Source organism: Enterobacter sp. BIDMC109 (assembly GCF_001037885.1).
Lineage (GTDB): Bacteria > Pseudomonadota > Gammaproteobacteria > Enterobacterales > Enterobacteriaceae > Enterobacter > Enterobacter hormaechei_C.
This window is the reverse complement of sequence record NZ_KQ090002.1, coordinates 3955173-3977513: the sequence shown is the minus strand read 5'-3', so window position 1 is coordinate 3977513 and position 22341 is coordinate 3955173. Positions and strand designations below refer to the sequence as shown.

General features: G+C 57.4%; 17 protein-coding genes. 10 read left to right on the top strand and 7 right to left on the bottom strand.

Going from position 1 to position 22341, the window contains the following annotated elements; genetic code table 11:
* Positions 1–3: 3 nt before the first annotated feature.
* From SK62_RS18690 to SK62_RS18675, 4 genes are read right to left on the bottom strand one after another with little or no spacing between them, the layout of a single operon-like run.
* A complete protein-coding gene (locus SK62_RS18690; RefSeq protein ID WP_047718216.1) occupies positions 4–1026 on the bottom strand; it encodes a Gfo/Idh/MocA family protein in 1023 nt (340 codons plus the stop codon).
* A 9-nt stretch (positions 1027–1035) separates the two neighbouring features.
* Positions 1036–2103 carry a Gfo/Idh/MocA family protein gene (locus SK62_RS18685; RefSeq protein WP_017383930.1) on the bottom strand — a complete coding sequence of 356 codons (1068 nt, stop codon included), beginning with the start codon at positions 2101–2103 and terminating at the stop codon, positions 1036–1038.
* Between the two features lie 2 nt (positions 2104–2105).
* Positions 2106–3284 carry a Gfo/Idh/MocA family protein gene (locus tag SK62_RS18680; protein WP_017383929.1) on the bottom strand — a complete coding sequence of 393 codons (1179 nt, stop codon included), beginning with the start codon at positions 3282–3284 and terminating at the stop codon, positions 2106–2108.
* A gap of 15 nt (positions 3285–3299) precedes the next feature.
* Positions 3300–4451 (bottom strand): Gfo/Idh/MocA family protein, encoded by a 1152-nt coding sequence (locus SK62_RS18675; RefSeq protein ID WP_047718218.1) that lies wholly within the window; start codon positions 4449–4451, stop codon positions 3300–3302.
* A 192-nt stretch (positions 4452–4643) separates the two neighbouring features.
* Here SK62_RS18675 and SK62_RS18670 point away from each other — a divergent pair, with 192 nt between their 5' ends.
* Positions 4644–5702: a LacI family DNA-binding transcriptional regulator gene (locus tag SK62_RS18670; protein ID WP_039271936.1), complete on the top strand. Its 1059-nt coding sequence runs from the start codon at positions 4644–4646 to the stop codon at positions 5700–5702.
* Here the strand turns inward: SK62_RS18670 and msrA are convergent, their stop codons facing one another.
* Entirely contained in the window at positions 5703–6344 is a 642-nt protein-coding gene (gene msrA, locus SK62_RS18665) for a peptide-methionine (S)-S-oxide reductase MsrA (protein ID WP_006810351.1), read from the bottom strand.
* A 224-nt stretch (positions 6345–6568) separates the two neighbouring features.
* Here msrA and tamA point away from each other — a divergent pair, with 224 nt between their 5' ends.
* The 3 genes from tamA to SK62_RS18650 are packed head-to-tail and all read left to right on the top strand — an operon-like array spanning position 6569 to position 12422.
* Entirely contained in the window at positions 6569–8302 is a 1734-nt protein-coding gene (tamA, locus tag SK62_RS18660; protein ID WP_017694656.1) for an autotransporter assembly complex protein TamA, read from the top strand.
* Positions 8299–12075 carry an autotransporter assembly complex protein TamB gene (gene tamB / locus SK62_RS18655; RefSeq protein WP_047364831.1) on the top strand — a complete coding sequence of 1259 codons (3777 nt, stop codon included), beginning with the start codon at positions 8299–8301 and terminating at the stop codon, positions 12073–12075. The genes tamA and tamB overlap by 4 nt, the downstream gene beginning before the upstream one ends.
* Positions 12076–12077: 2 nt before the next feature.
* Positions 12078–12422 carry a gamma-glutamylcyclotransferase family protein gene (locus SK62_RS18650; protein ID WP_017383925.1) on the top strand — a complete coding sequence of 115 codons (345 nt, stop codon included), beginning with the start codon at positions 12078–12080 and terminating at the stop codon, positions 12420–12422.
* A 141-nt stretch (positions 12423–12563) separates the two neighbouring features.
* On the opposite strand, the gene ppa is transcribed toward SK62_RS18650, so the two are convergent.
* Complete coding sequence (ppa, locus tag SK62_RS18645; protein WP_006810347.1) at positions 12564–13094, bottom strand: inorganic diphosphatase; 531 nt, start codon at positions 13092–13094, stop codon at positions 12564–12566.
* Positions 13095–13403: 309 nt separating this feature from the next.
* Here ppa and ytfQ point away from each other — a divergent pair, with 309 nt between their 5' ends.
* From ytfQ to SK62_RS18620, 5 genes are all read left to right on the top strand, one after another.
* Complete coding sequence (gene ytfQ / locus SK62_RS18640) at positions 13404–14360, top strand: galactofuranose ABC transporter substrate-binding protein YtfQ (RefSeq protein ID WP_017383924.1); 957 nt, start codon at positions 13404–13406, stop codon at positions 14358–14360.
* A 103-nt stretch (positions 14361–14463) separates the two neighbouring features.
* Positions 14464–15966 (top strand): galactofuranose ABC transporter, ATP-binding protein YtfR, encoded by a 1503-nt coding sequence (gene ytfR, locus SK62_RS18635; RefSeq protein WP_017383923.1) that lies wholly within the window; start codon positions 14464–14466, stop codon positions 15964–15966.
* A gap of 10 nt (positions 15967–15976) precedes the next feature.
* The gene (gene ytfT, locus SK62_RS18630; RefSeq protein ID WP_160840501.1) at positions 15977–17002 is read left to right on the top strand and encodes a galactofuranose ABC transporter, ATP-binding protein YtfT; all 1026 of its coding nucleotides are present in this window, start codon (positions 15977–15979) and stop codon (positions 17000–17002) included.
* Positions 16989–17990, top strand: a complete 1002-nt coding sequence (gene yjfF / locus SK62_RS18625; protein ID WP_047718223.1) for a galactofuranose ABC transporter, permease protein YjfF — start codon at positions 16989–16991, stop codon at positions 17988–17990. The genes ytfT and yjfF overlap by 14 nt, the downstream gene beginning before the upstream one ends.
* A 93-nt stretch (positions 17991–18083) precedes the next feature.
* Positions 18084–19652: a methyl-accepting chemotaxis protein gene (locus SK62_RS18620; protein WP_017694651.1), complete on the top strand. Its 1569-nt coding sequence runs from the start codon at positions 18084–18086 to the stop codon at positions 19650–19652.
* 37 nt (positions 19653–19689) lie between these two features.
* On the opposite strand, the gene fbp is transcribed toward SK62_RS18620, so the two are convergent.
* A complete protein-coding gene (gene fbp, locus SK62_RS18615) occupies positions 19690–20688 on the bottom strand; it encodes a class 1 fructose-bisphosphatase (RefSeq protein ID WP_003856070.1) in 999 nt (332 codons plus the stop codon).
* A 179-nt stretch (positions 20689–20867) separates the two neighbouring features.
* On the opposite strand from fbp, the gene mpl reads away from it, so the two are divergent.
* Entirely contained in the window at positions 20868–22241 is a 1374-nt protein-coding gene (gene mpl, locus SK62_RS18610) for a UDP-N-acetylmuramate:L-alanyl-gamma-D-glutamyl-meso-diaminopimelate ligase (protein WP_017694649.1), read from the top strand.
* Positions 22242–22341: the final 100 nt, after the last annotated feature.

Here is a 22341-nt window from a genome sequence, read left to right as displayed (position 1 = left end):
GTTCTAATTATTAATATCTATCCATTGTCTTAACTGAGATGACCGATAAAAAGCCTCCACAATCTTGAGTGATTTTCCGGCGGTACAAATATTGGTAAAATCCGTACTCTCCGGGTGATGAATAGCGTGATAAAAACGGCGGATCGCCTGCTGGTGTCCTAATCCCCAGTAACTTTTTGCGGTGCCATCAGGAGAGGCATCGCTTTCCAGGCGAAATCGTTCGCCGGGCGTTATGCGCCAGAGCGTGTTGTCGTTGAGCAGCAGTGAGCCGCGCTCGCAGTGGATCTCCAGACAGAGGGGGGAATCCGTGGTGTGGCAGTTGCTGGCATAAAACAGACCGCGCGCACCGTTGGTAAAGTGAAGCGTGGCCATCGCGCTGTCTTCCCCTTGCGTGACGTCAGCCAGTTCCCCGCTGTCGACTACCCCCTTCAGCCGCGTGACGCCACCCGCGAACCACTGCATCAGATCGAGGGTATGGATCGCCTGGTTGATTAGCAGGCTTCCGCCTTCCGTTGCCAGCTGCCCGCGCCACGGGCTTTCCGTATAATACGCCCCCGAGCGGGACCAGGTCAGCACAGCTTTGATACTTAACATCTTTCCCAGTACGCCTTCCGCCAGCTCCTTGCGAATGCGCAGGCTGGTCGGATTGAGCCGGTTCTGGTAGCAGACGCCGAGCCTGCCGGGTGCCTGCGCGGCGGCAGAGGCAATGTCGGCAAGCTCGCTGCTGTTCATGCCCACCGGTTTTTCGCAAAAGACATGTTTCCCGGCGGCCAGCGCCGCCAGAATCATGTTTTTGTGCTCGAAGTGGGGCGTGCAGATATGCACCACGTCGATGCAGTCATCCAGCAGCATTTCCCGGTAATCCTGATAAAAGCGGCACTGATAGTTCATCGCCAGCTTCAGTCCTTTGACGCTGTCGATATCGACCAGCGCGCGCAGCGCGACATTGGGGATTTGCCTCAGGGCATTCACATGGCAACTGTGAATAGCCCCGGCACCGATAATCGCCGTGTTCAGGATGTTCATGTCGTCCCCTTAGTCAGCTGCGTTTGCGAGCATTTGTGCTTTCACGCACAGTTCGGCAGCTTTGAAAGCGTGCGCCTGAGTCATGGCATTTTCGGTGCGGTGCAGGCAGTCGAGGATCAGTTCGCCAAAGTACGGGAACCCAACCTGCCCGGCCACAGGATAGCGGAACTCGCCCTCGTTATTGACGAGGTAGACGACATCCTGCTCACCCCGGGTGAGATCGACATATTTACGGATCTCGATATACCCGTCGGTACCGAGCAGCGTCAGGCGACCATCGCCCCAGGTGGAGAGCCCGTCAGGAGTGAACCAGTCACAACGGAAATAGCCGCTGGCGCCGTTTTCTCCTTTGAGCATGGCGTCGCCAAAATCTTCGAATGCGGGATACTGCGGGTGGTTAACGTTGCGCACCTGGCTGGCGACCACGGTGGCGTCGCGGTTGCCGGTATAAAACAGGAACTGCTCGATCTGGTGGCTGCCGATGTCGCACAGGATGCCGCCGAAATAGCGGCGATCGTAGAACCAGTCCGGGCGGCCAGTCCCTTCCCGGTGCGGCCCCATGCCCAGGGTTTGCACCACGCGACCAATGGCGCCTTGCTGTACCAACTGCCCGGCAAAGACCGCGCTTTCCACGTGCAGACGCTCGCTGTAGTAGACCGCGTATTTTTTCCCGGTTTTCTCCACCATCGCTTTGGCGTCTGCCAGCTGTTCAAGGGTGGTGAGCGGCGCTTTGTCCGTGAAGTAGTCTTTGCCAGCCGTCATCGCCTTCAGCCCCAGCGCACAGCGTTCGGAGGGGATGGCCGCCCCGGCCACCAGGCGCACGTCGCCATCGGCGAGAATAACATCCAGGGAATCAGCCACCTTCACCTGCGGGTACTGCTGAACAAACGTGTCCACTTTCGCCGGATCGGGATCGTAAACCCACTTCAGCGTGGCACCTGCTTCAATCAGGCCATTACACATTCCGTAGATATGGCCGTGGTCGAGCGCGGCGGCGGCAAATACAAATTCACCCGCCTGCACCACCGGCTGCGGTTTGCCCACCGGCGCGTAGTTCATTCCGTCATTCTTGTTCATGGTTACAGTCCTCGATCCAGATCTTTACCCAGAGGGATAGCGCCCACTTCGCTGAAGTTGGCGACGCTTGCGGATTTTTCATAAAAACGGGGGGCGAGGGCGTTCGTCCCGCCGGTACGGTAAAACGGATCATCGCGGCCAACAGGCAGGGAAACGACACTGCGGGTAATGGCTGATTTATACATCGCAGTAATCAGCTCCAGCGAGCGCTTACCCTGCACGCCGTCCACCAGCGGGGCCGTACCGCGCTCAATGCTCTGAAGCAGGTCGTTAATCTGCCCGGTGTGCAGAGTCCATTCGAGCCTGGGCGTCGCCTGGAAAACGGCATCAAGCAGGGCTTCTCGCTCAATATCGTTGGTCTCCTGCGGGAAGCCGTTGTCAGCACTCACGCTGGCATAAGCCTGCCATGGGGCGGAGATGCGCGCTTTATCACCCTGGATAATGATCTTCTGATCTTCCCCGTGGTGTACTACCGAGGCGGTAAGCTGGGTGAGTGCGCCGCTGGGGTATTTGAATATCGCGGCGCTAAGGTCTTCCACTTCGGCGTTGTCATGGGCCACGTTGGTCATCATCGCCACCACCTCAGACGGGAAGCCGAGCATCCACTGAATGGCGTCAATATGGTGCACCGCGTGGTTCAGCGTGCAGCCGCCCCCTTCCTTTTCCCACGTGCCGCGCCACCACAGGTCGTAGTAGCAATGTCCGCGCCACCAGAAGGAATCCACCTGCGCATGGCATATTTTTCCGGCGAGGCCGGAATCCAGCGCCGCTTTTAAGCGCCAGAAGGCATCGGTAAAGCGGTTCTGGGCAATAATGGAGAGCGTTTTTCCGCTGGCCTGCTGGGCGGCGATCATCGCATCACACTCCTCCAGCGAGGCGGCCATCGGTTTTTCACACAGCACATGGCAGCCGGCATGAAGCGCATCAATGCTGATCTCCGCATGGACATAGGGCGGGGTGCAGACGTCAACGATATCGATGGGAAGCGCATCCTCCAGCAACTGCCGGTGGCTGGCGTACACGCGGGCGTCCGTCAGGCCGTAACGCGCTTTTTTCTCTTCCGCTTTCTCGGGATAGATATCAACCAGCGCAACGATCCGGCAGCGCTGTCCAAACTGCAAATAACCCTGAATATGGTTATGGGAGATATTTCCTGTTCCCACAATGGCGACATTTAACATCGATTTTCTCCGGTGTTACCAGGTACCCGCGGCATCCAGCGTGATGCTGGTGGCCCCTTTATCTACAGAGGTGCTGATGCGCTGCTGAAGCAGGCGCAGGTATTGCTTTTCGTTTAGCGGTAGCTCAACCCAGTCGTCCGTCCAGGTGGAGAGGTGCATGGCGTTAGAGAGGGTTAAACCGCGAATGCCGTCCAGACCCGGTGCAATCAACGGCTCGCCGCGCAGCACGGCGGCGCAGAAGTTGGCGGTGATGACGTGGTGCTCGCTGTATTCCGGGGCTACAGGGACAGAAACCTCCCAGCATTCCGGCTCACCGAAGCCATTCTGCCAGCGAGCGTTAAACTCGGTTTCCGATTCGCGCAGCCGCCAGTAGCGCAGTTTGCCCTCGTCGACGACCACTTTGCCGCGATCGCCGACAATCTCCAGGCGGTTGGTACCTGGTGTTTCCGCGACGGTGGTGATGAACACGCCGGTCGCGCCACTGGCATATTCGGCGTAGGCTGTCACCTCGTCTTCCACTTCGATATCGCGATGCTTACCGAACTGGCAAAACGCGCGCAGACGAACCGGCATGCCCACCAGCCACTGCCAGAGATCGAGCTGGTGCGGGTCCTGGTTGAGCAGCACGCCGCCGCCTTCCCCTTTCCAGGTGGCGCGCCAGCCGCCGGAGTTGTAGTAACTCTGCGAGCGATACCAGTTGGTGATGATCCAGTTGGAGCGGCGGATCTCGCCCAGCTCGCCGCTGTCGATCAGATCTTTCACTTTCTGATACAGCGGGTTGGGCCGCTGGTTATACATGATGCCGAACACCACGTCGCACTCCCGGGCGCAGGCGTTCATCTCCTGGACCTGCGCGGTGTAGACGCCTACTGGCTTCTCACACAGGGTATGAATGCCGTGGCGCATCGCCAGCATCGACAGGTGCGGGTGATCGTAATGCGGCGTGGCGACAATGACCGCATCGATAAGCCCGCTCTGGAGCATCTCCTGCGCATCACTGAACAGCGGAATGCCACCAACCAGCTGCCGAATGGCCGGATGCTTTTCCGGCGCGTTATCGCACACCGCCGTAAGGCAGGCGTCGCTGACGGTTCCGGCCAGTAAATAGCGTGCGTGGACCGTACCGATATTACCTATACCAATAATGCCAAAACGTACCTTCTCCATGTCTCACCTTAATTTCAGCCAAAAAGCGTGATGACCGAAAAATAGGAAAGGCGAGACGTAGCGACAATGTGTTTTTGTGAGAATACTCGCAAGGTGAATAAGTAAACTCCAACCATTTTGAAATTTGGTTTTAAAATCAAAGCGCTGTTTCTGCAAATATTTGCAAAAACTGATTGAGAGCGAGGTCACACTATGCCGGGCAAGTTAAAAATGGAGGAGATCGCATCCCTGACGGGATATTCCGTGAGCACGGTTTCCAGGGTGTTGAGCGGCAAGTCTTATACCAGCGATAAGGCCCGGGAAGCCATTGTCCGCATCGCACGGGAGCTTGGCGTGCTGGAGTCGATGGCGAGCGGACGGCTTTTAATTAACGGAATCGCTGTATTTGCGCCTGAAAGAACGTTTCAGGGGCGTGGGGATATTTTTTATCTGGAAGTGACCAAAGGCATTGCGGAAGCCAGCGCGCCACATAATGTCTGGATCAGTTATTGCGGATTAGAGGAACAAAATGCGGACGTGAAATTATTTATGGAAAAGGCAAGCCATAAAAATATTAACGCAATAATTATCATTGGTACGGATGATTCCACCATATTTAAGCTGGCCAGCACGCTGAATAAACCCTGTGTATTAATTAATTCCGTTGACCGAGACCGGGTGCTGGATTCGGTTTCCCCCGATCATCGCGCAATCGGCTTTACCACGATGCAATATCTTTTCGAGCAGGGGCATCGCCGGGTGCTGACCATCACCTGTTTACGCCGGGACACGCTCTATGCCCGGCTGGATGGAATTAAAGAAGCGTACCGGCATTTTCATGTGGCGTTTGAGCCGCAGCGGGATTTACTGGTCACGGAGTGGTTTACCGCTGAAGAGGCTGAGCGCGAGCTGGATGCGTGGCTGTTACGTCACGACAGAGCGCAGTGGCCTGAGGTCATTTTTCCCAACAGCACCAGCATGACCGAGGGTGTGCTGAAGGCGTTACAGCGGCATGGGCTGCGCGTGCCGGAAGACATCTCCATCATCACCACCGATTTTGCGTGGAATTTAGCAAACCGGCTTGAAAAGCCCATTACGGGGATCACGGTGCCCTGTCGGGATTTGGGCATAGAAGCGGTGCATTTGCTGCAAACGCGGCTCAACCGACCACAGGCGCCAGTGTTTAACCTGCTGTTGCAGGGGAAAGTCATTGATTACGGTTCGGTGAGTAATGCCACGCGCCACGCGGCTCGCGTGGCGCTGTTGCAGTAATCAGGCCTGCTGGGGAGGCAGGCAAACGCCAATGCCGCCGATACCGCAGTAGCCGTACGGATTTTTATGCAGGTACTGCTGGTGGTCGTCTTCGGCATAGTAGAACGGTTTCGCGGTAGCGATTTCCGTCGTGACCTGACGTTTATCACCGGCCGCCTGCATCGCTTCCTGGAAACGCGTCAGGCTGGCGTGGGCGGCGGCCTCCTGCTCTGGGGTGAGCGGGTAGATGGCCGAACGGTATTGGGTGCCGTGATCGTTACCCTGACGCATGCCCTGCGCCGGGTCATGGTTTTCCCAGAACACCTGGAGCAGCTGTTCATAGCTAATGACGCTCGGGTCATACACCACACGCACCGCTTCAGCATGACCGGTTTCACCGGAACAGACTTCGCGGTAGGTTGGGTTAGGCGTATATCCTCCGGTGTAGCCCGCAGCGGTGCTGTACACGCCCGGCAGTTGCCAGAACAGGCGTTCTACGCCCCAGAAGCAACCCATGGCAAACAGGGCGATCTCCATTCCATCAGGAACGTTTGTCATTGAATGGTTGTTTACGGCGTGTAATGTTGCCACTGGCATAGGGGTGTTGCGTCCCGGTAACGCATCGGCTTGTGATACCAGATGCTTTTTATCGAATAAACTCACGGTGGGGCCTCCCGGGTAGCGTTGTTTCGGTTAAGGTTGTCACGAAGCGTTTAATTGAACACAATAAATGCGATGAATGAGTCTAGATTTAATCATAAGAAATATTTGGGTGTTACACCCTTTTTCAACCCGTAATTTGGGTTTTTGGCTTTCAGGCCGTATTTTGCCGCGGAGCGGCACTGCATTTGCTTCCAGGGTGGAAACAGGGATATTCAGGAGAAAACGTGACAAAGATCCGCCAGTTATGTTTAGTCAGTTTAATGCTGACCAGCGGGATTGCCAGCGCGGCGAATGTCCGTTTGCAGGTTGAGGGGTTATCCGGGGCGCTGGAAAAAAACGTGCGTGCGCAGCTTTCTACTATCCAGAGCGATGAGGTCACGCCGGATCGGCGTTTTCGCGCGCGCGTGGATGACGCCATCCGCGAAGGCTTAAAGGCGTTGGGGTACTACGAACCCACCATCGATTTCGATTTACGCCCGCCGCCGGCGAAAGGACGCCAGGTGTTGATTGCCCGCGTCTCGCCGGGCGAACCCGTCCTGATTGGCGGCACGAACGTGGTGTTGCGCGGCGGTGCGCGCACCGATCGGGACTACCTGGATCTGCTCAGCACCCGACCGAAAGTGGGCACCGTGCTCAATCACGGGGATTACGATCGTTTTAAAAAATCCTTAACCAGCGTTTCGCTGCGCAAAGGCTACTTCGACAGCCGGTTCAACAAAAGCCAGCTGGGCGTTGCGCTTGAGCGACGTCAGGCATTCTGGGATATCGATTACGACAGCGGCGAGCGCTACCGGTTTGGCGATGTGACCTTCGAAGGATCGCAAATCCGTGACGAGTATCTGCAAAATCTGGTGCCGTTTAAAAAGGGCGACTACTACCAGTCCAGCGACCTGGGCGAGCTGAACCGTCGTTTGTCCGCGACGGGCTGGTTTAACTCCGTGGTGGTAGCGCCGGAATTTGATAAATCCCGTAAAACGAAAGTGTTACCGCTGCATGGCGTGGTCTCTCCGCGCACCGAGAACACCATTGAGACCGGTGTCGGCTACTCCACGGACGTCGGCCCGCGCGTGAAAGCCTCATGGAAAAAACCGTGGATGAACTCCTACGGCCACAGCCTGACCACCAGCGTCAGCCTGTCTGCGCCTGAACAGCAGCTGGACTTCAGCTATAAAATGCCGCTGCTGAAAAATCCGCTTGAGCAATACTACCTCGTGCAGGGCGGCTTTAAGCGTACCGATTTGAACGATACCGAGCAGGACTCGACGACGCTTGCGGTATCACGCTTCTGGGATCTCTCCAGCGGCTGGCAGCGCGCCATTAACCTGCGCTGGAGCCTCGACCACTTTACCCAGGCAAACGTCACCAACACCACCATGCTGCTTTATCCGGGCGTGATGATCAGCCGTACCCGCTCGCGCGGTGGCCTGATGCCGACCTGGGGCGATTCTCAGCGCTACTCCATCGATTACTCCAACACCGCCTGGGGCTCCGACGTAGACTTCTCCGTCTTTCAGGCGCAAAACGTCTGGATCCGCACGCTGTACGACAAACACCGCTTTGTGATGCGCGGTAATCTCGGCTGGATCGAAACCGGTGATTTCGAACGCGTCCCGCCGGATCTGCGCTTCTTCGCCGGGGGCGACCGCAGCATTCGCGGGTATAAGTACAAATCGATCTCACCTGAAAACGACAAAGGCCAGTTGACCGGGGCGTCAAAACTGGCGACTGGCTCGCTGGAGTACCAGTACAACGTCAGCGGCAAGTGGTGGGGAGCGATGTTCGTTGACGGCGGTGAAGCGGTGAACGATATCCGCCGCAGCGATTTCAAAACCGGCGCGGGCGTAGGCGTGCGCTGGCAGTCACCGGTCGGGCCCATCAAGCTCGATTTCGCCGTTCCGGTGGGCGACAAAGACGAACACGGTTTACAGTTTTACATCGGTCTGGGGCCTGAATTATGAGTTTATGGAAGAAGATAAGCCTCGGGGTGCTGATTTTTATCGTATTACTGCTCGGTACGGTGGCGTTTCTGGTGGGCACCACCACGGGCCTGCATTTGCTGTTTAACGCCGCGAACCGCTGGGTGCCAGGGCTGGAAATCGGCCAGGTAACGGGCGGCTGGCGCGATCTGCGCCTGAAAAATATCCGTTATGAACAGCCCGGCGTGGCGGTGAACGCGGGCGAGTTTCATCTGGCGGTCAAGCTCGGCTGCCTGCGGGACAGCCAGCTGTGCGTAAACGATCTGTCGCTAAAAGACGTTAACGTGGCGATAGATTCCAAAAAAATGCCGAAGTCCGAGCCTGTCGAAGAAGAGGACAGCGGCCCGCTGAACCTCTCCACGCCGTACCCGATTGCGCTTTACCGGGTCGCACTGGATAACGTGAATATCAAAATCGACGACACGACGGTATCCGTGATGGATTTCACCTCCGGTCTGCGCTGGCAGGAGAAAAACCTCACCCTGACCCCAACCTCCCTGCAAGGGCTGCTGATTGCGCTGCCGAAGGTGGCCGACGTGGCGCAGGAAGAGATCGTCGAGCCGAAGATCCAGAACCCGCAGCCGGAAGAAAAACCGCTGGGCGAAACGCTGAAAGATCTCTTCTCGAAACCGGTTCTGCCGGAGATGACCGACGTGCATCTGCCGCTGAACCTCAATATCGAAGAGTTTAAGGGCGAGCAGTTGCGTCTGACCGGCGATACCGATCTGACGGTCTTCAACATGCTGCTTAAAGTCAGCAGTATCGACGGCAACATGAAGCTCGACGCGCTGGATATTGATACTAACCAGGGGTCGGTCAACGCCTCAGGCAATGCGCTGCTGCGCGACAACTGGCCGGTAGATATTACGTTGAACAGCGCCCTGAACATCGATCCGCTGAAAGGCGAAAAGGTGAAGGTGAAAGTCGGCGGCGCGCTGCGCGAGAAGCTGGAGTTCGGCGTGAACCTCTCCGGACCGGTGGATATGGTGCTGCGCGGGCAAATCCAGCTGGCAGAGGCCGGTTTACCGCTCAACCTTGAGGTTGTCAGCAAGCAGCTTTACTGGCCGTTCACCGGCGAAAAACAGTTCCAGGCTGACGATCTGAAGCTGAAGCTGAGTGGCAAAATGACCGACTACACGCTGTCGTTCCGCACGGCAGTGAAGGGGCAGGGGGTACCGCCCGCCGATATCACCCTGGATGCGAAGGGTAACGAGTTGCAGGTTAACCTCGACAAGCTGACCGTGGCGGCGCTGGAAGGAAAAACCGAGCTGACCGCGCTGCTCGACTGGCAGCAGGCGATCAGCTGGCGCGGCGAGCTGAAGCTGACCGGGATCAACACCGCTAAAGAGGTCCCGGACTGGCCGTCAAAACTGGATGGCCTGATCAAAACCCGCGGTAGCCTGTACGGTGGCACCTGGCAGATGGACGTGCCGGAACTCAAGCTCACCGGCAACGTGAAGCAGAACAAAGTCAACGTAGAGGGCTCGCTTAAGGGCAACAGCTATCTCCAGTGGGTGATCCCGGGCCTGCACGTGGCGCTGGGTCGCAACACGGCGGATATCAAAGGCGAGCTGGGCGTGAAAGACCTCAATCTGGATGCCACCATCGACGCGCCAAATCTCGATAACGCCCTGCCGGGTCTTGGCGGCACGGCGAAGGGGTTAGTGAAGGTTCGCGGTACGGTGGAGGCGCCGCAGCTGCTGGCGGACATCACCGCCAATAACCTGCGCTGGCAGGAACTTTCTATTGCCCGCGTGCGTGTCGAGGGAGACGTGAAATCCACCGATCAGATCGGCGGAAACCTGGATCTGCGCGTGGAGCGTATCTCTCAGCCGGACGTGAACATCAGTCTGGTCACGCTGGCGGCAAAAGGTAACGAAAAGCAGCACGATCTCCAGCTACGCGTGCAGGGCGAGCCGGTCTCCGGGCAGCTGCACCTGACGGGCAGTTTTGACCGCCAGGCGACGCGCTGGAAAGGCGTGCTGGATAACACCCGCTTCAGCACGCCGGTCGGCCCGCTGGTGCTGTCGCGGTCTGTCGCGCTGGATTACCGCAACGCGGAGCAAAAGATCAGCATTGGGCCACACTGCTGGACCAACCCGAATGCTGAGCTGTGCGTGCCGCAGACCATTGATGCGGGCGCGGAAGGACGCGCGCAGATCAACCTCAACCGTTTCGACCTGGCGATGCTGAAACCGTTTATGCCGGAAACCACCCAGGCCAGCGGGGTCTTCAGCGGCAAAGCGGACGTCGCGTGGGACACCACCAAAGAGGGACTGCCGCAGGGCAGCGTTACCCTCTCCGGACGTAACGTGAAGGTGACGCAGGAGGTCAATGACGCGCCGCTGCCGGTGGCGTTCGACACCCTGAATGTGAACGCTGACCTGCGTAACAATCGTGCGGAACTGGGATGGCTGATCCGCCTGACCAACAACGGTCAGTTTGACGGACAGGTGCAAATTACCGATCCGCAAGGGCGGCGCAATCTCGGCGGCAACGTCAATATTCGCAACTTCAACCTGGCGATGGTGAATCCGATCTTCTCGCGGGGAGAAAAGGCGGCGGGGATGCTCAGCGCCAACCTGCGTCTGGCGGGGGATGCGCAAAGCCCACAGCTGTTTGGCCAGATGCGGTTAAACGGCGTGGACATTGACGGTAACTTTATGCCGTTCGATATGCAGCCAAGCCAGCTGGCGATGAACTTTAACGGCCAAAGCTCAACCCTCAGTGGCTCAGTACTGACGCAGCAGGGACAAATCAACCTGAGCGGTGACGCAGACTGGAGCCAGCTCGACAACTGGCGCGCCCGTATTGCGGCCAAGGGCAGCAGGGTGCGTATCACGGTACCGCCGATGGTGCGCCTGGACGTGTCGCCAGACGTGGTCTTTGAGGCAACGCCGAGTCTCTTCACCCTGGACGGCCGTGTTGACGTACCGTGGGCGCGCATCGTGGTTCACGAGGTGCCGGAAAGCGCGGTTGGCGTCTCCAGTGACGAAGTTATGCTCAATGAAAATCTGAAACCTGTTGAACAGAAGAGCGCTGGCATACCGATCAATAGTAATCTTATCGTGCACGTGGGGAATAACGTGCGTTTGGACGCGTTTGGGCTGAAGGCGAGACTCACGGGTGACCTGAAAGTGGCGCAGGATCAACAGGGACTTGGCCTCAATGGACAAATCAATATTCCTGAAGGGCGCTTCCATGCCTACGGTCAGGATTTGATTGTGCGTAAAGGCGAGCTGCTGTTCTCCGGTCCACCGGATCAGCCAGTACTCAATATCGAAGCGATCCGTAACCCGGAAGCCACCGAAGATGATGTGATTGCAGGCGTGCGCGTGACGGGCTCCGCCGATGAACCTAAGGCAGAGATCTTCTCTGACCCGGCCATGTCGCAACAGGAAGCGCTCTCTTACCTCCTTCGCGGCCAGGGTCTGGATAGCCAACAGGGCGATGGTGCGGCAATGACATCAATGTTAGTCGGTCTGGGGGTTGCACAAAGTGGTCAGGTTGTGGGTAAAATCGGCGAGACGTTTGGCGTAAGCAATCTGGCGCTGGACACTCAGGGCGTGGGTGACTCTTCGCAGGTAGTGGTCAGCGGCTATGTACTGCCGGGTCTACAGGTAAAATATGGCGTGGGGATCTTTGACTCACTGGCTACACTCACGTTACGTTATCGCCTGATGCCTAAGCTATATCTGGAAGCAGTGTCCGGCGTAGACCAGGCACTTGATCTGCTCTATCAGTTTGAGTTTTAGCAATGCGAATATTTGTTTACGGCAGTTTACGAACCAGGCAAGGCAACAGCCACTGGATGACCAACGCCCAGTTGCTGGGAAATTACACAATCGAAAACTACCAGTTGTACAGTCTGGGCCACTATCCAGGCGCGGTTCCGGGGAACGGAACGGTACAGGGTGAGGTTTATCGTATTGATAATGCCACGCTGGCCGAACTTGATGCCTTGCGCACCAGGGGCGGTGAATACGCTCGCCAGTTGATCCAGACGCCTTACGGCAGTGCATGGATGTACGTGTACCAACGTTCGGTCGACGGGTTAACGTTGATTGAAAGCGGTAACTGGTTAGACAGAGACCAGTTCTGAAAAACGACAACGCCACCGTAAGGTGGCGTTGTCGTTTTGCGCCTCTTGCTGATTGTAGGCCCGAGCAAGCGTAGCGCCGCCGGGCGCATCGACAACCACAAAAAAGCCCCGACGCGCGGGGCTTAGTCTCAGCAGTAAGAATTACTTCTTAGCAGCACGCTCGAAGGAGGCGATGATTTCTGCTTTCGCCGCTTCTGCGTTATCCCAGCCTTCAACTTTAACCCATTTGCCTTTTTCGAGATCTTTGTAGTGCTCGAAGAAGTGGGCGATCTGCGCTTTCAGCAGCTCTGGCAGGTCGTTCACATCTTTAATGTGATCGTACTCTTTGCTCAGCTTGGTGTGCGGTACGGCAACCAGTTTCGCATCTTCACCCGCTTCGTCAGTCATTTTCAGCACGCCAACAGGACGGCAGCGAATGACGGAGCCTGGCTGCAATGGATATGGCGTTGGGACCAGTACGTCAACCGGGTCACCGTCCAGAGACAGAGTGTGGTTGATGTAGCCGTAGTTGCACGGATAGAACATGGCGGTAGACATGAAACGGTCAACGAACAGCGCACCGGTGTCTTTGTCGATTTCGTATTTGATTGGATCTGCGTTGGCCGGGATTTCGATCACAACGTAGATGTCTTCTGGCAGTTCTTTACCCGCAGGGACGTTGAGTAAGCTCATGTCGGTGTCCTTTAAAATGGATGGTAAACAAGTGGCAGGTATTATAGCCAACTGGCGCTGAAAGTCTCCGCCTGTTTTCGTCTTCTCTCCCTCACGCCTTCACTTTTCAGACCGTTTCCATGACAGGATAATCCATAAACTCAGCCGCATTTTAAATGTAGAAATGAAAGCGATTACAAACTTGTGATTAACGTTTTATTCACTTTTCTGAAGTGTGATGTAACGCAATCCGTAACATATTCGATTGGCTATAGTTCATCCGCGGAACATCTTTTAACCAACAATAACCTACCCTACGAGGACGTTCATATGTGGAAGCGCTTACTTCTTGTTACAGCAGTTTCGGCAGCCATGTCGTCTATGGCGATGGCCGCACCCTTAACCGTTGGATTTTCGCAGGTCGGATCTGAATCTGGCTGGCGCGCCGCTGAAACGAATGTGGCGAAAAGTGAGGCCGAAAAGCGCGGTATTACGCTGAAAATCGCCGATGGTCAGCAAAAGCAAGAGAACCAGATTAAAGCGGTGCGCTCGTTTATCGCTCAGGGCGTGGATGCCATCTTTATTGCCCCGGTTGTCGCCACGGGCTGGGAGCCGGTGCTGAAGGAAGCCAAAGATGCTGAAATTCCGGTCTTCCTGCTCGACCGTTCCATCGACGTAAAAGACAAATCTCTCTATATGACCACCGTCACCGCCGATAACGTGCTGGAAGGCAAACTGATTGGTGACTGGCTGGTGAAGCAGGTGGATGGCAAGCCGTGTAACGTGGTTGAGTTGCAGGGCACCGTCGGGGCGAGCGTGGCTATCGACCGTAAGAAAGGTTTCGCGGAGGCCATCGCCAAAGCACCAAACATCAAAATCATCCGTTCTCAGTCCGGCGACTTCACCCGTAGCAAGGGTAAAGAGGTCATGGAAAGCTTCATCAAGGCAGAAAATAACGGCAAAAATATCTGCATGGTTTATGCCCACAACGACGACATGGTAATCGGCGCCATCCAGGCCATCAAAGAAGCGGGCCTGAAGCCGGGCAAAGATATCCTCACCGGCTCGATCGACGGCGTACCGGACATCTACAAAGCGATGATTGACGGCGAAGCGAACGCCAGCGTGGAGCTGACGCCAAATATGGCGGGCCCGGCATTCGATGCGCTGGAGAAATTCAAGAAAGACGGCACCCAGCCTGAGAAGTTGACCATCACCAAATCCACGCTCTACCTGCCGGACACGGCGAAAGAAGAGTTAGAGAAGAAGAAAAATATGGGCTACTGATCCAGTGAAATTGCCGGGTGGCGCTGCGCTTACCCGGCCTACGATACGCTCTTTTGTAGGCCGGATAAGCGTAGCGTCATCCGGCCTGATGCAGGGGGAAACCATGACCACCGAACAACACCAGGAAATCCTCCGCACAGAGGGCCTGAGTAAATTTTTCCCTGGCGTTAAGGCGCTGGATAACGTTGATTTCAGCCTGCGGCGTGGGGAGATCATGGCGTTGCTCGGCGAAAACGGGGCGGGGAAGTCGACGCTGATTAAAACCCTGACCGGGGTCTATCACGCCGATCGCGGCGCTATCTGGCTGGAAGGTAACGCCATTTCGCCCAAAAACACCGCGCATGCCCAGCAACTGGGGATCGGCACGGTCTACCAGGAAGTGAACCTGCTGCCAAACATGTCGGTAGCGGATAACCTGTTTATTGGCCGCGAACCCAGACGTTTTGGCCTGCTGCGCCGCAAAGAGATGGAAGCGCGCGCCGCGAAGCTGATGGAATCGTATGGCTTCTCTCTCGACGTGCGCGAACCGCTGAACCGTTTTTCCGTAGCGATGCAGCAAATCGTCGCGATCTGTCGCGCTATCGATCTCTCGGCGAAAGTGCTGATCCTCGATGAACCCACCGCCAGCCTCGATACCCAGGAAGTGGAGATGCTTTTTACCCTGATGCGCCAGCTGCGTAATCAGGGCGTCAGCCTGATTTTCGTGACGCATTTCCTCGATCAGGTTTACGAGGTGAGCGACCGTATAACGGTGCTGCGCAACGGCAGCTTTGTCGGCTGCCGGGAAACCCGCGAGCTGCCGCAGATAGAGCTGGTCAAAATGATGCTGGGCCGCGAGCTGGAGACCAACGCGCTTCAGCGCGCGGGCCGTACGCTGCTGAGCGAAAAACCGATCGCCGCGTTTCACGATTACGGCAGAAAAGGGACCATCGCGCCGTTTAACCTCGAGGTACGCCCCGGTGAAATTGTGGGTCTGGCGGGGCTGTTAGGCTCCGGGCGCACCGAAACCGCCGAAGTCATCTTCGGGATCAAACCTGCCGACAGCGGAACGGCGCTGATCAAAGGCAAGCCGCAAACGCTACGTTCACCGCATCAGGCGTCGTGCCTCGGCGTGGGCTTCTGTCCGGAGGACAGGAAAACGGACGGGATTATTGCCGCCGCCTCGGTGCGGGAAAACATCATTCTGGCGCTACAGGCCCAGCGCGGCTGGCTGCGTCCGATCCCTAAGCGCGAGCAGAACGCGATTGCCGAGCGCTTCATCCGCCAGCTCGGTATCCGTACCCCGAGCGCGGAACAGCCCATCGAGTTCCTCTCGGGCGGTAATCAGCAGAAGGTTCTCCTCTCTCGCTGGCTGCTCACCAAACCGCAGTTCCTGATCCTCGACGAGCCCACGCGCGGTATCGACGTGGGCGCGCACGCCGAAATCATCCGGCTTATCGAAACGCTTTGCGCCGACGGTCTGGCGCTGCTGGTGATCTCGTCTGAGCTGGAGGAGCTGGTCGGCTATGCCGATCGCGTCATCATCATGCGCGATCGCAGGCAGGTGGCAGAGATCCCGCTGGATAAACTGTCGGTTCCGGCGATCATGAATGCCATCGCGGCGTAAGGAGTCAAATGTGATGTCCCGTTCTCTTTCGCAAACTGGCGAAGCGAAGCGCCGCTTCACCTGGCCGACCGGCACGCCGCAAATCGTGGCGCTGCTGCTGGTGCTGCTGGTGGATAGCCTGGTGGCTCCGCATTTCTTTCAGATTGTCGTGCAGGATGGCCGCCTGTTTGGTAGCCCAATCGACATCTTAAACCGTGCCGCGCCCGTGGCGCTGCTGGCGATTGGTATGACGCTGGTCATTGCCACCGGCGGGATCGACCTCTCCGTCGGTGCGGTAATGGCGATTGCGGGCGCCACCGCCGCCTCGATGACCGTCGCCGGGCACAGCCTGCCGGTGGTTCTGCTGGCCGCGCTGGGCTCCGGTGTATTAGCCGGGCTATGGAACGGCATTCTGGTCGCAGTGCTCAAGATCCAGCCGTTTGTCGCGACGTTGATTTTGATGGTGGCCGGGCGCGGTGTGGCGCAGCTTATCACCTCCGGTCAAATCGTCACCTTTAACTCCCCGAGCCTGGCGTGGATCGGCAGCGGTAATTTTCTGTTCTTCCCGACGCCGGTGATCTTCGCGCTGGTGACGCTGGTGGTGTTCTGGCTTTTCACCCGCAAAACGGCGCTCGGGATGTTCATCGAAGCGGTGGGGATTAACATTCGGGCCGCGAAAAACGCCGGGGTAAATACGCGGCTGATGGTGATGCTGACTTACGTGCTGAGCGGCGTCTGTGCTGCGATTGCCGGGGTGATCGTGGCCGCCGATATTCGCGGAGCGGATGCCAATAACGCCGGACTCTGGCTCGAGCTGGATGCGATCCTCGCGGTGGTTATCGGCGGTGGATCGCTGATGGGCGGACGTTTTAATCTGCTGCTCTCGGTGGTGGGGGCGTTGATTATTCAGGGTATGAATACCGGTATTTTGCTCTCCGGGTTCCAGCCGGAGCTGAATCAGGTCGTCAAAGCGGTCGTGGTGCTTATCGTACTTATCGTGCAGTCGCCGCGCTTTATCACTCTCATTAAGGGGAACCGCGGTCATGATAAAACGTAATTTGCCGTTAATGATCACGCTGGGCGTGTTCGTGCTGGGGTACCTCTATTGCCTGACCCAGTTCCCGGGCTTCGCCTCCACGCGGGTGATTTGCAACATCCTGACCGACAATGCCTTTTTAGGCATTATCGCCGTCGGCATGACGTTTGTGATCCTCTCCGGCGGGATCGACCTCTCCGTTGGGTCGGTGATCGCCTTTACCGGCGTGTTCCTTGCCAAGGCGATTGGCTTTTGGGGGATTTCGCCGCTGCTGGCTTTTTCGCTGGTGCTGGTCATGGGCTGCGCGTTCGGCGCCTTTATGGGGCTTTTGATCGATGCGCTGAAAATCCCGGCCTTTATCATCACCCTCGCCGGGATGTTCTTCCTGCGCGGCGTGAGCTATCTGGTGTCGGAGGAGTCAATTCCAATTAACCATCCGATCTACGACACGCTCTCCAGTCTGGCGTGGAAAATTCCCGGCGGGGGGCGCCTGAGCGCAATGGGGCTGCTGATGCTGGGCGTGGTGGTGATCGGGATCTTCCTCGCCCACCGTACCCGATTTGGTAACCAGGTTTATGCCATTGGCGGCAGCGCCACGTCCGCGAACCTGATGGGAATTTCCACGCGCAGCACGACTATTCGCATCTACATGCTTTCGACCGGGCTGGCCACCCTCGCGGGGATTGTATTCTCGGTTTATACCCAGGCAGGCTATGCCCTGGCGGGGGTGGGCGTTGAGCTGGACGCCATTGCCTCGGTAGTGATTGGCGGTACGCTGCTCAGCGGCGGAGTGGGGACAGTCCTCGGCACGCTGTTTGGCGTGGCGATCCAGGGGCTGATTCAGACCTATATCAACTTCGACGGCACGCTCAGCTCCTGGTGGACCAAAATCGCCATCGGCATTCTGCTGTTTATTTTTATCGCGCTCCAGCGCGGCCTGACGGTGCTGTGGGAGAACCGCCAGAGCTCACCTGTTACCCGGGTGAATACATCTTTAACAGAGCGATAACATGCTGAAATTGCTTAAACTCTAAACATTTTCCGGTAGCGGCCGATATTCTTTTTTTATGCCCAGAAATATCTCGCTACCGGAAATAACATCATGCTTAAAACGCTATCGATTCGTACCGGCTTGCTCTCTTTATTGGCCGTTATGACCCTTCTGCTGCTGATTGTCAGCGGCATCGGCATTTATGCCCTTACACAAAGTTCCGCTTCTCTCCAGCGCATCAATCATCTTCAGGGTGAACAGATGGTGCAGCTGAATGCCGGCTATACGCTGATCCTGCGCGCGCGTAACGAAGCGGGGCAGGCCGTCCGCATGATGGAGGTCGGCCTGCTGGACGATGCGGCCAGGGCGGTCAAAACCATTAACCAGGAAGTGGCGCTGGCACAGAAAACGCTGAAGGACGTGATCGGCAGCGGCGTGGCGGATGAGCAGGGGCAAAAGCTGCTGGATAACGTTGCCGCGAGTCTGGCGGTGTACAACCAGCAGGGTATCAGCCCGATGCTGAAAGCCCTGAACGAGCAAAGCGCGGACAGCTATTACGATCTGCTGGAAAACAAGCTGGTACCGGTGGCGAAGCAGTTTGATAACGATATGCAGGCGTTCCAGGCATGGAGCGAGGCGCGCGGTAAAGCGGAGGTGAGCGCCGTGCAGGCGAGTAAAACCCGCGTGCTGATCCTGATTATCGTCGCGGCGCTGCTGACGGCTGGCATTATCGTGCTGGCCTGGCTGGTGCTGCGCCATATGCTGCTCAAGCCGCTTTCAGCCTCGATTGCCCAGCTGGAACATGTGGCGGCCGGGGATTTAACCCATACCCTGAACGCGCCGGCGAGCCAAGAATTTAATCGCCTTAACGCGGCGATCGAAGGGATGCGCCAGTCGCTGATGGACTCGGTTCTGCGGGTGCGTGACGCCAGCTCGCAGATTGATACCGGCAGCCGCGAGCTGACGGCCGGGAATATGAACCTGGCCCAGCGCACGGAATCCACCGCCACCTCGCTGGAGCAGACGGCCGCCAGCATGGAAGAGATCACCGCCACGGTGAAACTTAACGCCGATAACGCCGAGCAGGCGCACCAGCTGGCGAAGTCGGTCTCCGATACCGCCGATCACGGCAGTGAAATGGTCTGCTATGTCATTGAGAAGATGCGCGACATCTCCGGCAGTTCGGCGCGCATCGCCGATATCCTGAGCGTCATCGACGGCATTGCCTTCCAGACCAATATTCTGGCGCTGAACGCCTCCGTTGAAGCGGCGCGTGCGGGTGAGCAGGGGCGAGGTTTTGCGGTCGTGGCGGGTGAGGTGCGCAATCTCGCCAGCCGCAGTGCTGATGCGGCGAAAGAGATCCGCTCGCTTATCAGCGATTCGCAAACCCACGTGAACGAGGGCAGCGAGCTGGCGCAGCAGGCCGGTGAGACGATGGACGAGATCGCCACCGAAGTACTGCGTATGACCAAACTGATGCGTGAAATTGCGACGGCGTCTCAGGAGCAGAGCCGCGGCATTGAGCAGGTGAATATCGCCGTCAACCAGATGGATGAAACGGCGCAGCAAAATGCGGCGCTGGTGCAGCAATCATCTGCGGCAACACGTTCCCTGGAGGAGCAGTCGCGCGAGCTGATGGAAGCGATGGCCTCCTTCAAGCTGACGACGCAAACGGCCTGAAAAAAAGGGGAGCCTGCCTGGCTCCCCTTTCTACGCGTTACGCGTCCGGGAATTCGCGGATCATGCGTTCAACGTCATCCACCATATGGCGGTTGCCGACGAAGAACGAACGGCGCTGGTGCAGGCTTTCCGGCACGATATCCAGAATACGCTCTTTACCGTCGCTCGCCTTGCCGCCTGCCTGTTCGGCCAGGAACGCCATTGGGTTGCACTCGTACAGCAGACGCAGTTTTCCGTCCGGGTGGCTGGCGGTGCTTGGGTAGAGGTAAATACCGCCCTTCAGCAGGTTACGGTGGAAATCCGCCACCAGCGAGCCGATATAGCGCGAGGTGTACGGGCGCTGGGTGGCTTTATCCTCTTCCTGGCAGAATTTGATGTACTTCTTCACGCCGTTCGGGAATTTGATGTAGTTGCCTTCGTTGATGGAGTAGGTGTTGCCCTTCTCCGGGAAGCGCATACGCTCCTGGCACAGGCAGAACACGCCCAGGGACGGATCGTAGGTAAAGGCGTGTACGCCGCAGCCGGTGGTGTACACCAGCATGGTGGACGAGCCATACACCACATAACCGGCAGCAACCTGTTTACTGCCCGGTTGCAGGAAGTCTTCTTCCGTCACCGGTGTGCCAACCGGCGTGACGCGACGGTAGATGGAGAAAATGGTACCGACAGAAACGTTAACGTCGATGTTGGAGGAGCCGTCCAGCGGATCCATCAGAACAACGTATTTCGCGTGTTCACACCCTTCGAATACGACGATCTCATCTTCTTCTTCAGAGGCGATACCCGCAACGATGTCGCGCGCGCGCAGTGCAGCTTTCAGTTTTTCATTGGCGAACAGGTCGAGTTTCTGCTGAACCTCACCCTGAACGTTCTCGGCACCGCTGGCACCCAGGATATCGACCAGACCGGCCTTGTTGATATCGCGGTGGATGATCTTAGCGCCCAGCTTTATTGCCGACAGCAAAGCAGTGAGCTCACCCGTAGCATGAGAGAACTCGTGCTGCTTTTCGACAATAAATTCACCTAACGTTTTCATAACACTTTCCCTGCATCTTATGTTGAGTAAAGCGGTTGATGTCCAACAATCTTAACAAACATTCAAATATTAGCGCAGAGGTGAATCGCGCCAGCAAAATACGGATTTACCTGAAATGCGTTTCACAGCCGCTGACATGTGAGTAAAATGTGCGCCACATTGAAGAAGGATAGTGACGTATGCGCATTCATATATTGGGGATTTGTGGCACTTTCATGGGCGGACTGGCAATGCTGGCGCGCTCGCTGGGCCATGAAGTGACAGGTTCGGACGCCAATGTGTATCCGCCGATGAGCACGCTGCTCGAGAAGCAGGGAATTTCTCTGATTCAGGGATATGACGCCAGCCAGCTGGAGCCGCAGCCGGATCTGGTGATCGTGGGTAACGCCATGACCCGTGGGAATCCATGCGTTGAAGCGGTGCTGGAACGCAATATCCCGTACATGTCTGGCCCGCAGTGGCTGCATGATTTTGTCCTGCGCGACCGCTGGGTTGTCGCCGTTGCCGGGACGCACGGCAAAACCACCACCGCCGGTATGGCGACCTGGATCCTCGAAGCCTGCGGCTACAAGCCGGGCTTCGTGATCGGCGGCGTACCGGGGAATTTCGACGTCTCCGCGCGTCTGGGCGACAGCCCGTTCTTTGTGATTGAAGCGGATGAATACGACTGCGCGTTCTTCGACAAGCGCTCCAAGTTCGTGCATTACTGCCCACGCACGCTGATCCTCAACAACCTTGAGTTCGATCACGCGGATATCTTTGACGACCTGAAAGCGATTCAGAAACAGTTCCACCATCTGGTGCGCATTGTTCCGGGTCAGGGCCGCATTATCCTGCCGGAGAACGACATCAACCTGAAGCAGACTATGGCGATGGGGTGCTGGAGCGAGCAGGAGCTGGTTGGCGAGCAGGGGCACTGGCAGGCGAAAAAGCTCAACGCGGATGCCTCCGAATGGGAAGTGCTGCTCGACGGTGAGAAAGTGGGCGAGGTGAAGTGGGGCCTGGTGGGCGAGCACAACATGCACAACGGCCTGATGGCGATCGCCGCGGCGCGTCACGTGGGCGTACTGCCTGCGGATGCCGCCAATGCGCTGGGCTCGTTTATCAACGCCCGTCGCCGTCTGGAGCTGCGCGGTGAAGCCCACGGCGTTACCGTGTATGACGATTTCGCGCACCACCCAACGGCCATTCTGGCGACGCTTGCCGCATTGCGTGGCAAAGTTGGCGGCACCGCGCGCATTCTGGCCGTGCTGGAACCGCGTTCGAACACCATGAAAATGGGCATCTGCAAAGACGATCTTGCGCCGTCCTTAGGACGTGCCGACGAAGTCTTCCTGCTGCAACCGCAGCATATTCCGTGGCAGGTGGCGGAAGTGGCAGACGCCTGCATTCAGCCGGCGCACTGGAGTGCGGACGTGGATGTCTTAGCGGATATGGTGGTGAAAGCCGCACAGCCTGGCGATCACATTCTGGTGATGAGCAACGGTGGGTTTGGTGGTATCCATCAGAAGCTGCTGGACGGTCTGGCGAAGAAAGCCGCGGCCGCAGAGTAAAAAAAAGCCCGGTGGCGCTAGCGCTTACCGGGCCTACATTTTTTCGCACGACCTTGTAGGCCGGATAAGGCGTTTACGCCGCCATCCGGCGCAAACCCGC